General features: G+C 67.7%; 1 protein-coding gene. It reads left to right on the top strand.

The annotated features are described in order from the left end of the window. The coding region (locus PZA18_RS24580) for an IS66 family transposase (protein WP_284103509.1) at positions 1-269 on the top strand (269 nt) is incomplete at both ends.

Below are 269 nucleotides of genomic sequence, written 5' to 3'. Positions count from 1 at the left end.
GCGTGGCCTTGCAGCCACTGGCCGACCGGCTGGCGGTCCGGCTCAAGCAGCAGACGGTATTGCACGCCGATGAGACGCCCGTGCAGCAACTGGACCCGGGTGCCGGCAAGACCAAGCGGGCGTATCTCTGGGCCTACCGCAGCAACGACCTCTCGGGCGGGCCACCGATGGTGGTGTTCGACTACCAGACCAGCCGCAGCGGCAGCCATGCCCGGGCCTTTTTGCAAGGCTGGCAGGGGACACTCATGGCGGATGGCTACGGCGGTTAC

Origin of the sequence: Parachitinimonas caeni (assembly GCF_030129945.1) — a bacterium.
Taxonomy (GTDB): domain Bacteria; phylum Pseudomonadota; class Gammaproteobacteria; order Burkholderiales; family Chitinimonadaceae; genus Parachitinimonas; species Parachitinimonas caeni.
This window is presented reverse-complemented; position numbering and strand designations above follow the sequence as displayed.